The following is a 13,409-nucleotide window of genomic DNA, read 5'->3' on the forward strand; positions in this document are numbered from 1 at the left end:
GATGCGAGACTTGGTAAAACTTGCCCGTGAGGCCCTGGAGCTTGGCGAGCCGTGTGTACTTTGCACCGTCGTACGGCTAGAAGGTAGTGGATACGGTCAGCCTGGTAGTCGATTACTGGTTACGCAATCAGGCGAACGGTCTGGCTACATCAGCGGTGGCTGTCTCGAGAAAGACTTGCTGCGACAAGTCTGGTCGCGAACGACTCACGGTCCGGCTCTACTGGCATTTGACACACGCGGCGATTCTGTCTCGTCCAGTCGATATCAAACTGGATGCGAAGGAATCGTATACGTTTTGTGTCAACGGATCGAGTCAGCCAACTCGCCTGCCTATCAAGTGATGGTCGAATCGCAGCTACAAGGAAGATCTCTGCGAATAGGAACCGTCTATCGCAGTGAATCAGCGGACGTTCGTGTTGGCCATATATGGGTCGAGCGGCCAAGAACCGAGGTTTGTGTCGATTCAATGCCATATCCACTTCGTGAAAGACTGACAGCGGCAAAGGCCAATCAGACCATTGAGTTCCTGGGCAGTGACGGTGGCACAATTGAAGTCGCGATGGAGATTTTAATACCTCCTAAAGAACTACTTATATTTGGTGCCGGAGACGATGTCATTCCCTTAGTCGCAGCCGCAAACCTCCAGGGCTGGAATGTTAGCGTCACCGGACATCGACCTGAATTGGTCACGTCAGTACGATTCCCAGGTGCAACCGTCTTTTGTCGCCCTTGGGACGACGCCACAAGAGCATTGTCGATACGCTCCGATACCAACGTGTTGATGATGACCCACGACCTGGAAGCTGATTTCCGTTTGCTTCCGCAGCTGCTTGAATCGCCAAGTAGGTCGATCGGCATCTTAGGACCTAAGCGCCGTCTGGGACGCTTAATCCAGTCTCTGTACCGGCGAGGCAGAGCTATCTCAGCCCAAGAGGCAGAACGAATTCGGTCACCAATCGGTCTCGACATCGGTGCGGCAACCCCAACGGAAGTGGCCGCGTCCATAATTGCCGAACTGATCGCTTTGACCAATTGCCGCGAAGGAGGAAAACTTCACAACCGGTCGCATCCGCTACACGATCGCGCCGAACATGAAGTCCTGAATCCAGGCAAAGGGCAGGTACATATTTCAGAAATCCTTCCCCTTACATCACCTATCCAGGCGGAATCATGTCCATTGGACTAGTCTTAGCCGCGGGCGGTTCGCGGCGTTTGGGTCAACCGAAACAATTGCTCAATTTCCAAGGAAGACCATTGATCTGCCATGTTGTGGATCAATTAACCACGATCGGAATACAGCATATCGTGGTCGTGCTCGGCTCTGATGGACGGCTTATTGAACAAGAGCTAAGCAACTTCCCACAAGACAATATGGAAGTGATATTCAATCATGAATGGACGAGTGGCCAGGCGAGCAGCCTGATGCTTGGAATTCGCCATATCGAACGACTTCCTGTTGAGGACCAACGACTAATGATCGCCCTATGCGATCAGCCTTTTATTACTGCTACGCATTATCAACTTCTCAAAGCATCATTAGATGACGGAACGGTCGATGTCGCCGCCACTAATTATTCAACCGGCGGAGGTGTTCCGGCTGTCGTTCGTCGCCGTTGTTGGCGCTACCTATTGGCTTCTATTAAGGGAGACCAAGGCGCAAAAGGATGGATTCGAGGCCTCCCGTCGCCAGCGGTGAAGCTAGTCAACGCTCCACTAGCAACGATTGACATTGACACACCATCCGATCTTTCACGACTGCGTGCATCCGAGTATGACCGAAGCCCCCCGTGACTTAACGATGGTGAAATCACTAGGTTCTGCGATAGCCCACAACTATTGGACAGTGGCAGCCGGATTTTTTACGCTGATAGGGTGGGGGTGCATTCAGGTTTGAATTGATCGGGGGTCGCTTCCCCGGCGTCCTTAAAGACCAGAAAGCCTGCTAATTACGGTGCCTTCTGCTGAAACAAAGAATTCCGTGCCGAGTTCGAAATCGCGATTACTGCAGAATGCTTCAACCGTCGCTCGACAGTGATCGCGTAGAAACGCTCTTTGATTTCCGAAATTCGTCCCAACGAACGGACTGAATACTGACGGCAGACTTCTTCTTCGATTGCGGTAGGAACGACGAAAAGCCCTTCGCCGGATTGGCCGAACACTTTCAAGACCCCGCTATCCTCGAACTCGTGCTTGATGAAGGGACGGATGCAATTCGCTTCAAACCATTGTTCCAAGGTTCGTCGCAGTACGGTGTTTTGCGTGGGGAGCAACACCGGTGCACCGTCTAGAGATTGAGGGAATCTCTCATGGAATTCATCATAGAGTTCTTCCGTTCCTAGCACCGATACGCCACATTCGCCGAGTAGATGATTGAAAGCACGGATATGCGTTTGTGGGGGAACCGGAGAGTCGGCCAGAATAAGATCGAGTCGATGTAAAGCGAGTTCGCCTAGTAGCTCCTGAAATTTCCCCTCAATACAAACGAACTGGACTTTTTCGTTAAGGTCCAAGGCAGGTTTCAACAACTGATAAACGACTAACTTCGGCAGAGCGTCCGGCACACCAACGGAAAGCTTGAGTCGTTCCTCCGGCGTTCGCCCTTGAACTGCTTCGGTTAACTCTTCCCCTAATGAGAATATCTCTTCCGCGTAACGAAAAACGATCTGTCCAGTTTCGGTCAAGGCAAGCGTGCGGCCAGATCGATCAAAAAGCTTTGCGCCGAAGTTGCTCTCCAGAGTTTTGATTTGGCTGCTCAGAGTCGGCTGAGCGAGATGCAATTCGGCGGCCGCTTTTGTCAAGCTGCCTATCTTGGCTGTTTTCCAGAAATAAAGAAGGTGATGATAGTTCAGCCACTTCACGTCGATCTTCCTTTGACATTTATTTTTTCTATGGGATGAATGCGATAAATCTATTATTCCGCAAGATAATTGTCACGATAATCTACGGTAAGTAACTGTAACGTTGAATAACTTAAGGCACGTGAGAAAGCTCAACATGACCGTGGGACGGCCAACCAATTGGGAAGACACCCCACTCCTAGAAGCAACGGAGGTATTGGCGCAATTTGCGGCGTCCGCAAGAGTTACGTTCGATCGAGGACGAGTACGGCGGTTATTGCATGAAGCAGAACGAGCTATTCCCGGTACCGACCACGCAACTTGGGGGTGCCGACTAGTCGAAGTGGGTGAGAGCATTAATCTAAAAGTTCGTACGCTAGATGCGAGCGTCGACCGTATTGCCGAGTTCATCCAGGACGGAACACCGGTAGCCCACGGATCTGTTGACGAATCAGGAGAAGTTCGCTGGCGAATCCTGATTGAATCCAAAGGCAGAAAAATCCTCGTCCGCGAACCTCTATCGGACAGCCAGCGATGGATCTCGATAGACGGAATAAGGAGAGAACTACAACTAGCGGGGAAAGATGTTAAGAGTCGGTGGATTGTTGGCCAGCCAGCGTTGAGCTGCCAATTCTCGGGCAGGGCCACGTCGGTGCCTTCCTCGACCAAAGGGGCGAAGCCATTCGCGCGACTGGTATCGCTGCTCATGCCGGAACGTCGAGATCTGTGGATTCTGTTAATCTTCTCGGCGATTATTGGCTTGCTTGCTCTGGCAACGCCTGTTGCTGTAGAAGTTCTCGTCAACACGGTTGCTTTCGGAAGGTATTTGCAACCGGTTATTATCCTGGCTCTGCTGTTGTTTACTTTTCTGTTGTTTGCCGGAGCAATGCGAGCACTGATTATTTTCGTCGCTGAAGTCCTCCAGCGTCGGATCTTCATTCGCGTTGTTGAGGACCTCGCCTACCGACTTCCGCGCGTCGAGCAACGTGAATTTGATTCCAGACATGGGCCCGAATTGACCAATCGTTTCTTCGACGTCGTGACCGTTCAGAAGGCGACAGCCACAATGCTGTTAGATGGTGTTGCGATTGTGCTGCAAACCATTATCGGGATGGCTGTGATTGCATTTTACCATCCCTTTCTTTTGGGGTATGACATTATTCTCCTTCTGCTGATCACACTGGTGGTCTATGCGTTAGGGCGAGGAGCTGTCAGCACTTCTATCAAAGAATCTAAGTCGAAGTATGAGGTAGCCGAGTGGCTGCAGGAGTTAGCCAGGAACACGACCGCTTTCAAAATGAACGGCGGACAGGCTTACGCACTGGAGCGTGCCGACAACTTAGCTGTGAATTGGCTCGAAGCCCGGCGTTCGCACTTCAAGATTGTGCTGCGTCAAGTCTTGTTCGTACTGACTTTGCAGGCCCTCGCCGCAACAGCTCTTCTGGGGCTCGGCGGCTGGTTAGTTATCTCAGGCGAAATGACGCTAGGACAATTGGTCGCGGCGGAACTCATCGTGATGACGATTCTCGGATCGTTTGCCAAGTTCGGAAAGCAATTACAGAACTTCTACGACCTGCTCGCGTCGATCGATAAGCTTGGTCAATTGTTCGACTTAAGCATCGAGCAGCACGACCGGTTGTTCCATTTGCGAGAGGGGGAACCGGCCCGCATATGTCTTCGCAACGTATCGCTTTCCAATGCACAGCGGCCTATTTTCTCGGATCTAAGCCTTGAAATCGATGCAGGCGTTTCGACAGGGGTTTATGGTGATTCGGGAGCTGGCAAGTCGACGTTTATTGGCTTACTGTGCGGACTGCGGCATCCCAGCAAAGGAGGTATCGAACTAGATGACATCGACATAAAAGAGTTGCGGCCAGACTCCCTTCGCGAACACATCACATTGGCCGGCGAGATTGAGATTTTCCACGGAACGATCCACGAAAACATTCATCTCAATCGCTCACATATCAACGCCAAAGATGTCCGCGATGCACTTGCGATTGTCGAACTGCTCGATGAACTCCAAGATTTGCCAGATGGACTAAATACGATTGTTCAAACGCATGGTCGCCGGCTTTCTCGAAGTCAGGCAGCTCGCTTGATGCTTGCCCGAGCAATTGTGGGACATCCCCGAATATTGTTGTTGGACGGCGTACTGGACGGACTTTCCGATGAGTTAGCCGATCGCATGCTAGCGCGATTGCAAGCAGAGAAGAGCTGGACCCTTGTGGTCGCGACGTCTCGCAAGCGTTTGGCTGAGCAGTGCAATCAATTAGTCACCCTGCATTCAGGCGGGACTAGCAAGAAGACTCGGGTAAATTCAAAGTAGATCGAATCGATATTAAGGGTAGCAAGCAGTTGCTTCCGATGTACAAAACGGGTTTGACGAATATGCAAGGTTCAACAAAGTCTCATGACGACAGCTTGCCAGCACTGAAGCTAGTGCAGTCATCGCGATGGGTCTGGCGATTGGCAAATGCGCTACTCATCATCCTTTTGATGAGCATCGTCTGCATGATCTTCGTTCCCTGGCAGCAGTCTGCCCGTGGTAGTGGCCAAGTGGTTGCCTATGCACCGCAAGAGCGCCAGCAGACGGTGACTGCTCCGACTAAAGGTATTGTGTCAATGATCTCCCCTGGCTTGCGGGAAGGATCTTCCGTGAAGAAGGGAGATCTTATCCTTGAGATGGAGCCGGCGGCCGCCAACTTGGTTAGTCAGTTGGAAGGATCGCTGCTTGATCTCGATGCCAAAGTAGCTACCGCCGAGGTGAAGGCCGAAGTATACGGCCGGAACGTGATCGATTTTAGCGAAGCAAAGATTGCTGCTGTTTCCGCCGCTGCCCAATTGGTGGAAGCAGCCAAAGCGAAGTGGGACGCCAAGCAGAAATTGGTGGCCGGCTACGAAGCAAAACTGTTGCAGGCTCAATTGAATCTCGATCGCCAGACGAAGCTGTTTGAGAAAGGACTGCAGTCGGAAAAGGAAGTGGAGAAACTCAAGAAGGACCTCGACGTCGCAGAGGCAGATTCTCAATCGGCCAAACTGGAAGTAGCCGCGGCACTAGGAGAGTGGGAGGCCAAGAAGAAGGAACAAATTCAAAAAGAGCGAGAAGCCCAAACCAAAGTCGACTACGCGAGAGCCATGCAGCAAGAAGCCTTGGGGCAAAAGGCCACGTACAACAAAGAACGCCGAGACGTCCACATCAAGCTTTCTGAATTACAGCGATTGAAGATCCAAGCCCCGCGCGATGGCACCCTCTACCGGGTTGAAGTATTTGAGCGTGGGCAAATGTTGAAAGAAGGAGATCCACTGTTCACGATCGTCCCGGAGACAACTCAGCGGGCGGTCGAGTTGTGGGTATCCGGGAACGACGTTCCCTTAATGCATACGGCCGACCACGTTCGGCTGCAATTTGAAGGTTGGCCTGCGGTTCAGTTCGCCGGTTGGCCTTCGGTCGCGGTGGGGACATTCGGGGGGAAGGTGGCCAGTGTCGATGCTACCGACGATGGAATGGGTAACTTCCGCGTGTTGGTCGTACCTGTTGAGGACGCGAAAAACGAATGGCCATCCGATCCTTATTTACGACAGGGTGTTCAAGCCAACGGTTGGGTGATGTTGAATCAAGTTTCCTTGGGTTACGAAATATGGCGACAACTAAACGGATTTCCCCCCACAGCCGCCAGCAGAAAGAAGACCGAAGGCAAGAATGCCGCCAAACCCAAAATCAAGCTGCCCAAATAGCGCGCCAATCCATCACGGCTGCCCTTCTCTGGATGGTAGCCGCGACCTGGCTTGCCGGCTGCCGCTCGACATCGCCGAATCCTCCGGTTTACTCCGAGCCTATCGCCCACGATGCGATTGATAACACCAAGCCGGTAATCAATTCCCCAATGCCCCCTGAACTGCAGACGGTGTCTTTCGATGAAACTTTACTGCCGCCGGCATCGGTTCGCGACTTAGAGTCGGTACCTTTAGAAGAGCTGCAACCAGCGCCGCTCGACGTGCAAGATGTACTTACAGCGGTTCAAACATCGTACCCTCTTCTCACCAGCGCTTACCTTAATCGCGATGTTGCCTCTGGCGAGAACCTTGCGGCTTGGGGGGACTTCGATCTTAAATTGAAAGGCTCCTCGATCTCGCGTCCTGAAGGTTTTTACGAGACGTATCGTCAGGCAGTCTCGATGGAAAAGCCACTCTTCTCCGGTGGCTACCTTTACGGCGGATATCGTCTGGGAGAAGGCAACTTTCCTGCTTGGTACGGAGAACGCCAGACCAACGGCGGTGGCGAATTTGCAGCCGGCGTGGGAATTCCTTTGCTCAAAGACCGTACCATCGATAAGCGGCGGGCTGAGCTCTTTCAAGCACAATTGGAACGTCAGCGGGTCGAGCCTGAGATTCGCGCTCAACTGATAGAGTTTTCGCGAGTCGCCACCATTTACTATTGGGATTGGGTTGCTGCCGGTAAGGCCCGAACTGCCCAAGAGGGGTTGCTTTCCCTGGCACAGGAGAGAGTGAGAAACATCCAAGAACGGATCGAGGTAGGGGATCTTAAGCAGATTACTCGCATTACGAACGAGCAGCTTATCGCATCGCGTGAGACGAGGCTGATCGAGTCCGAGCGAAAGCTACAAAGCGCCGCCATCAAGCTTTCGCTCTTCTTTCGCGATCCGACAGGCGAGCCCCTACTCCCCCACGACTCACTATTGCCTCAGCATTTCCCTCCGACGCATCTTCCGTCCCAGGAAGAATTTACTGCCGCCAACGATGCCGCAATCGCTGCGTCACCATTGCTGGCCGAGCTGAATTGGCAGATCCGCCAAGCCCGAGTTAGTTTACAACAAGCCGAGAACTCACTCTTGCCTAAGTTAGATGCCCAATTGTATGCGTCTAAAGACATCGGAGAGCCGACCAGCTTCAAAGGTGACAAGACACCGTTTGAGTTAGAGGTAGGCGTCTTCGGAGAAGTCCCCCTCCAGCGACGAGCGGCCTTTGGAAAGATCAATTCTACCCAAGCCAAGCTTCGGCAGTTGTCGGTCAAAAGCGAGTTTGCCGCCGACAAAACAATCGCCGCCGTGCAAGATGCCATTTCAGCATTGCTTAACGCCAATGAACGGATCAAGCGTGCGGAACAAAACGTCAGCCTAGCCAACGAAGCCCTTCAGCTCGCACAAATCCAATTCGACGCTGGCGATATCGATGTGGTCGAACTTAACATCTATGAACAAGCTACCACGGATGCCCGGCTGATCGAAATTTCCGCCAAAGCCGACTTTTTTAAAGCAATCGCTGACTACCGCGCCGCTTTGAGTGTCGAGCCGTAGATAGCTCGACATTTGGTTGGCTGGGTTATGGCTCTTAAAACTCTATCTTCGCAAACCGTTTGGTATTCACGGGCTAAAACGGCGCATTTTTGGCACCTAGGCTAACCCGAGCACAAAAACAACTCTTGTTGCACGTTATTTGCTAAATCAGAGCTTGAGTGGTATTCACTGACCCAAGTTAGAACTATTCATCGTTGGACTTGAACAAGTGGACCAAAGCGAGCGACTACTTGGCATTCTAGCCTGCGTTTACAAGTGACACAGGTGTCGTTAACTGATGCGATTACCGGTCTGGACGTAATCGTCCGTTGCCCGTAGGCGATCAGACTTCAAAGCTTTTTAGAAAGCACACCCTGCGGAGTCTATTCGTTGAGGATCAGCTCAGCCACAACTGCCTCCGGCAGACCTCCTCCGCAGGCACCCCTGACTCGGACTGCTTAAAGGCGAAAGCAATCTGCTCATGCTATAATCGAGACTTCTCATCTTGAGTTACAGGCCAGTCAATTAATAATTTGGAATCGATCAAGAATAAGACAGTTGGAATAAGAACGCTGCCACCGATAGTCCGCACAATTGCAATCGAGGCTTTCAGTAGACACAATGGCGGTAGTTTTTGAACAACGCGAGTTGGATCTGTCGATCTTTTCGCTGAAGTCGTTTTGATTGAGGAGATTTGAATCCTGTGACAAATACCAAGTTTCTCGCGAACGTATGCTTGAAGTCTGCACTTGTGGCATCCGTTTTCTTTCTGGTGACCGCAGATGCTAAAAGCGATGATGCTCCCAAGGGAAAGGTTGTCTTTTCTGACAACTTTGATATTACCGACGCGGAGGCAGTTCCGTCGATTGGCGATCTCAAGCGTTGGGAATTCCTCGATCCCAAAACGTGGACCTGGAAAAATACAAAAGACGCTGGCGGTGTCATCGAGATCACCGATCGCGGCAGCGAGTACAAGCCTCCCACACGCAGCCCGGGACATGTCGCGTTGGTAAAGGACTTGGACGTTGGTAACTGCGAGATCCGCTTCCGAGTTCGCAGCACTAAAGACACCGGCAACCACCGCGACTGCTGTATTTTCTTCGGCTATCAAGACGCATCGCACTTCTACTACTGCCACCTGGGCGCGAAGCCTGACCCGCACAGTGGTCAAATCATGATCGTCAAAGATGCTCCGCGGTTAGCCCTTACGAAGAACGAGAAGCTGACCCCTTGGGACGATCAATGGCATAACGTCATGGTGCGTCGCAATATCGATACCGGACTGATCGAAGTCTTCTTCGACGACATGACCACGCCACACATGAGCGTAACCGACAAAACGTTTGGCGCGGGGCGAGTTGGTATTGGATCATTCGACGATCTCAATGCCTTCGATGGGTTTAAGGTATCAACCTTCTGATGAAGAGGTGAGTGAAGACGTATTGATGGTGAACATCATCTCCAGCGTTGACGCATCCACCGAAACCCGGCTGGGGGCTATCGCTGGCGAGATGGTGTCGCCGATGTCGCCCGTCGAGGGTGTTATCGTCTCAAGTTTGCCTTTCCCCCCTCGCGACATCATATCCAGATGAATCCGATTCATCCGGATTGCCGTCAGCAGGTCGGGGACGCAATCAGCTTAGCCAAGCTGACTACGCTTGGTGCATATTGCCAGGCAGCGTTAGTGACCTGGACGAACCGTCCTAGGCAGACAACTGCTACCAATAACACGAGGCGAACAGACGCACGTGATGCCCGGTTTGCGTTTGCTTGGGATAAGACGACGCAAACTTAAAGGGATCTCAATCAGCGCATATAAAAATCTGGTTGAGCTTTTTTTGTTGAACACTGAATGAAAGTAATTTTTCATTCAAGAGTTCCGGCTGTTCTGTTGCGCGGTTGGGTTGCAGTCCGAGGAATCTTGGTGTTGGCTAGAATAATGACTGACGTGGATGGAACTTATGGTGAAGCGGCCTTCTCCAAGATCGCCTTGACGAGTTCTGCGTCAGCGAGCAATCACTTCAGACGTGCGTTACCTTTCTCGAACTCTTTCAAGCACTTGGCCTGGTCGGTACGAACACACTGACCTGCAACCCAAAAACTTACTTACAGAATGGATGCGCGGTCGAAGGGGGCAGGTCAGTTCACGGCTGTTTCTGGTCGGTCAAACCCTCTATGGCATCTCACGCGGCGGCCTGAAACGCGACTTTTTCTATGCTAAGAAGGACAATCATGATCGCACTAAGTACCGAATTACCGACTGACCACAGGAATTCGTTTACGATTGATTATATCGAGATTGCCCCTACCTCCCGTGTTTGTGACAGTTGAATTGAGCAACGGTCATTGGAAAAGATCAGTTAAAGGAAATGTATGCGAACCCTCATCACGCTTTGTTTACTGACAATCCCCTTCAGCGGCGCGTCACTACTGGCCGTAGAACCTCTCAATAAAGGAAACCTGTTCACTCCCTTTAGTGTGGCCATCGACGACGCCGGGCAGATCTACGGTGTCGAGTATATGGCACCCCACCGCGTATTTCAGATTGCTCCGGATGGGAAATTAAGCTTCATCGCTGGCGCTCCCGGTACAAAGATAAAAAAAGGCCCGGAACGTGCACGGGAAGAGCCAGATCCGCTGAAGGCCACATTCACTGAGATGCATGACATCGTGCTCGGACGGAAAGAAAACCTGTACATTGCCGATACCCACAACTACCGTGTGCGAAAACTGGACATGGCGACAGGCCAACTCTCGACAGTCGCGGGAACCGGCGAGAAGGGTTTTTCTGGCGACGGCGGTCCGGCGGTCAAGGCCAAATTGGGTGGCATCTTCTCGATCGCCTTCGGTCCGGATTTCAAACGCTTGTATCTGGTCGATCTGGCAAACCGCCGCATCCGTGTTGTGGACATGGAAACAGGCCGAATCGACACCTTTGCCGGGAATGGCAAAAACGCCGTACCAGAAGAAGGCGCGCTGGCCACCCAGACCTCGCTCAATAACCCACGCGCCGTTTTGGCCGATCGCAAGGGCAATGTCTACATCCTCTCGCGAAACGGGCACTCACTTGCCGTAGTGGATACGAAAGGCCGCATTCATACCGTCGTGAATTCGGCCGGGAAGAAAGGCTATTCCGGAGACGGCGGTCCGGCGATCGAGGCGACAATGAACGGCCCGAAACATCTAGCACTTGATCCGAAGAATCGTGTGATCATCGCAGATACAGAGAATCACGTGATACGCCGCTACAATCCGGAGTCCGGATTGATTGAGTTACTGGCGGGAATTTCTGAGAGACAAGGGTCTGCCCTCACGGACGATCCATTGACATCACAATTGGCGCGGCCCCACGGCGTTAGGGTGAAGGAGGGCTGGCTCTATATCGCCGACAGCTATAACAACCGTGTTCTTCGGTTTCCTTACGAGTAACCAGAATCATTGCGATTGCACTTAATGTGGGAATCCAGAACGGAGGCATGGCGACAGGCCTAGTCATCCATTGGCTACATAGCACTACGATGACTCCTGGCTTGCTAGGCAATCGCCCTTGGAGTGCCAATAGCAACAGTATTCTAGCAGGCCTGACGGCGAAGCCCTTCGTCCGTTGCACAAGAGGAAGTCACCGATGAGCCCTCTCCATCGGTGACTACTATTCCCAGAAACTAATCGAAACAACCAAACCAGATTCCTAAGCCTATCTGAGTTGAGCATAACCGAAGCCAGCCCACACAACCTTAACTTGGTTTGTATTGTCGGCAATAGACTCCCGGCATTACCCCCTTAATCCCCGTCCGCTTTAGTCTATATTTAATATCGCCCGCCGGATTACATTTCGCACCACAGCCGAGTGAATCTCGGTTCCTACCCCGATTCGTTCAGAATCAAGCATTTCATTCAGGAGAATCGCCGTGCTTCGTACCCATGTGTTGGCGTTATTAATCAGTGGATTGGCGACCTCAGTTGTTGCAGCCGCGGAGCCTGCGGCTCAGGTGACATTAAGTGGGGACTGGGCAGTGCAGGTTAATGTCGCTGGCGGCGAGGACGATCCGGAATTGTCAGCGTTGGTCGCGGTTGATTTGCCTCGGCTGTTCACGGTGACAGCTGAACGCCATGCGAGTTTGCCAATTTACGATCCGGCGGGGCCGCAGTATCGTCGTGGGGCTCGTTTAACGGCACTGATCGCCGAATCGCTAACGGCGCCAGACTTATTGGATCCGGCGAGCGTAGTCGTTCGGAGTGGGCCGAATGAGACGGACGAGACGTATGTCCATGGCCGCGATTATGAATTTGAAAATCGTTGGGGAGGGATAGGTCGCCTGGCCGGAGGGCGGATAGGCGAGGGAAGCCCGGTATTTATCAGCTACCAACATTCCCTCCCGCGTATCGACTCGATTGTGTTGACCAGCGCGGGAGAACTCGAATATCGAGCAGGCAAACCAGCGGCCGAGACGCCGAAGGCTCCCCATGTCGTTGCGACGGAACGTCGTTTGGCGAATGTGTGGATACCGGGCCAGATCGAGCGGCTGACGAAGAAGAATTTGTTTCCCATCTTGGAGACCGCTTATCCCGAGCCGGCGGTGCCCTCTCTTTCGCAGGCGGAGCAGAAGATTCCTCATGCTTTGGCTAAGTTGCGATCCGGCGAGCCGCTGCGAATATTGGCTTGGGGAGACAGCGTGACCGAAGGCGCCTACTTGGCCCACCCAGATCGTGAGCACTGGCAGCAGCAATTTGTCGCTCGCCTACGCCAGCGTTTTCCCCAAGCCAAGATCGAACTGCTGACCGAGGCTTGGGGCGGTCGGACAACCGGTTCCTACCTGGCAGTTCCGCCGGGTGAGCCACACAACTATCAGGAAACCGTTCTGAATGCCAAGCCAGACCTCGTCATTAGCGAGTTTGTGAACGACGCCGGTCTGAGCCCCAAGATGGTCGAAGATCGCTACGGCAAATTATTGGCCGATTTTCAAGGAATCGGCGCAGAGTGGATCATTCTGACGCCCCACTATGTGCGGCCTGACTGGATGGGATTGGATCGACAGAGTGACATCGATGAAGACCCGCGTTCTTACGTGAGGGGACTGCGTGAATTCGCGGCCAGCCATCCGGTATCGCTTGCCGACGCGTCCCTTCGTTATGGACGACTGTGGCGACAAGGGATTCCGTACAATAGCCTCATGGTGAACTGCATCAATCATCCTGGTCCCGAGGGGCTCAGCATCTTTGCCGATGCTCTCATGGAGCTTTTTCCGCAGAAGTAAAGGCTCTCTTGCGTCGATCT

The 13,409-nt window shown here is 52.6% G+C and carries 11 protein-coding genes; 9 read left to right on the forward strand and 2 right to left on the reverse strand.

Annotation, left to right across the window (positions count from 1 at the left end; genetic code table 11):
• Position 1 precedes the first annotated feature (1 nt).
• Entirely contained in the window at positions 2-1,186 is a 1,185-nt protein-coding gene (locus HOV93_RS03565; protein ID WP_207395095.1) for an XdhC family protein, read from the forward strand.
• On the forward strand, positions 1,171-1,791 hold the full coding sequence (locus HOV93_RS03570) for a nucleotidyltransferase family protein (RefSeq protein WP_207395096.1): 621 nt from the start codon (positions 1,171-1,173) through the stop codon (positions 1,789-1,791). Before HOV93_RS03565 ends, HOV93_RS03570 begins: the two co-directional genes overlap by 16 nt.
• Positions 1,792-1,946: 155 nt before the next feature.
• On the opposite strand, the gene nhaR is transcribed toward HOV93_RS03570, so the two are convergent.
• Positions 1,947-2,858, reverse strand: a complete 912-nt coding sequence (gene nhaR, locus HOV93_RS03575; protein ID WP_207395097.1) for a transcriptional activator NhaR — start codon at positions 2,856-2,858, stop codon at positions 1,947-1,949.
• 136 nt (positions 2,859-2,994) lie between these two features.
• On the opposite strand from nhaR, the gene HOV93_RS03580 reads away from it, so the two are divergent.
• The 4 genes from HOV93_RS03580 (at position 2,995) to HOV93_RS03595 (ending at position 9,554) form a co-directional block, all read left to right on the forward strand.
• Positions 2,995-5,166 (forward strand): peptidase domain-containing ABC transporter, encoded by a 2,172-nt coding sequence (locus HOV93_RS03580; RefSeq protein WP_207395098.1) that lies wholly within the window; start codon positions 2,995-2,997, stop codon positions 5,164-5,166.
• A 62-nt stretch (positions 5,167-5,228) separates the two neighbouring features.
• Positions 5,229-6,575, forward strand: a complete 1,347-nt coding sequence (locus tag HOV93_RS03585) for an HlyD family secretion protein (RefSeq protein WP_207395099.1) — start codon at positions 5,229-5,231, stop codon at positions 6,573-6,575.
• A gap of 32 nt (positions 6,576-6,607) precedes the next feature.
• The gene (locus HOV93_RS03590; RefSeq protein ID WP_207395100.1) at positions 6,608-8,155 is read left to right on the forward strand and encodes a TolC family protein; all 1,548 of its coding nucleotides are present in this window, start codon (positions 6,608-6,610) and stop codon (positions 8,153-8,155) included.
• Between the two features lie 715 nt (positions 8,156-8,870).
• Positions 8,871-9,554, forward strand: coding sequence for a hypothetical protein (locus HOV93_RS03595; RefSeq protein ID WP_207395101.1), 684 nt, complete (start codon positions 8,871-8,873; stop codon positions 9,552-9,554).
• Here HOV93_RS03595 and HOV93_RS03600 read toward each other — a convergent pair.
• Positions 9,543-9,737 (reverse strand): hypothetical protein, encoded by a 195-nt coding sequence (locus HOV93_RS03600; protein WP_207395102.1) that lies wholly within the window; start codon positions 9,735-9,737, stop codon positions 9,543-9,545. The two genes, HOV93_RS03595 and HOV93_RS03600, sit on opposite strands and share 12 nt — an antisense overlap.
• A 514-nt stretch (positions 9,738-10,251) precedes the next feature.
• On the opposite strand from HOV93_RS03600, the gene HOV93_RS03605 reads away from it, so the two are divergent.
• The 3 genes from HOV93_RS03605 to HOV93_RS03615 all read left to right on the forward strand — a co-directional run bounded on the left by HOV93_RS03605 (position 10,252) and on the right by HOV93_RS03615 (position 13,389).
• On the forward strand, positions 10,252-10,398 hold the full coding sequence (locus HOV93_RS03605; protein WP_207395103.1) for a hypothetical protein: 147 nt from the start codon (positions 10,252-10,254) through the stop codon (positions 10,396-10,398).
• Positions 10,399-10,507: 109 nt separating this feature from the next.
• A complete protein-coding gene (locus tag HOV93_RS03610) occupies positions 10,508-11,563 on the forward strand; it encodes an NHL domain-containing protein (RefSeq protein WP_207395104.1) in 1,056 nt (351 codons plus the stop codon).
• 479 nt (positions 11,564-12,042) lie between these two features.
• Positions 12,043-13,389: an SGNH/GDSL hydrolase family protein gene (locus HOV93_RS03615; protein WP_207395105.1), complete on the forward strand. Its 1,347-nt coding sequence runs from the start codon at positions 12,043-12,045 to the stop codon at positions 13,387-13,389.
• Positions 13,390-13,409: the final 20 nt, after the last annotated feature.

Origin of the sequence: Bremerella alba (genome assembly GCF_013618625.1) — a bacterium.
In the GTDB taxonomy this organism is placed as follows: domain Bacteria; phylum Planctomycetota; class Planctomycetia; order Pirellulales; family Pirellulaceae; genus Bremerella; species Bremerella alba.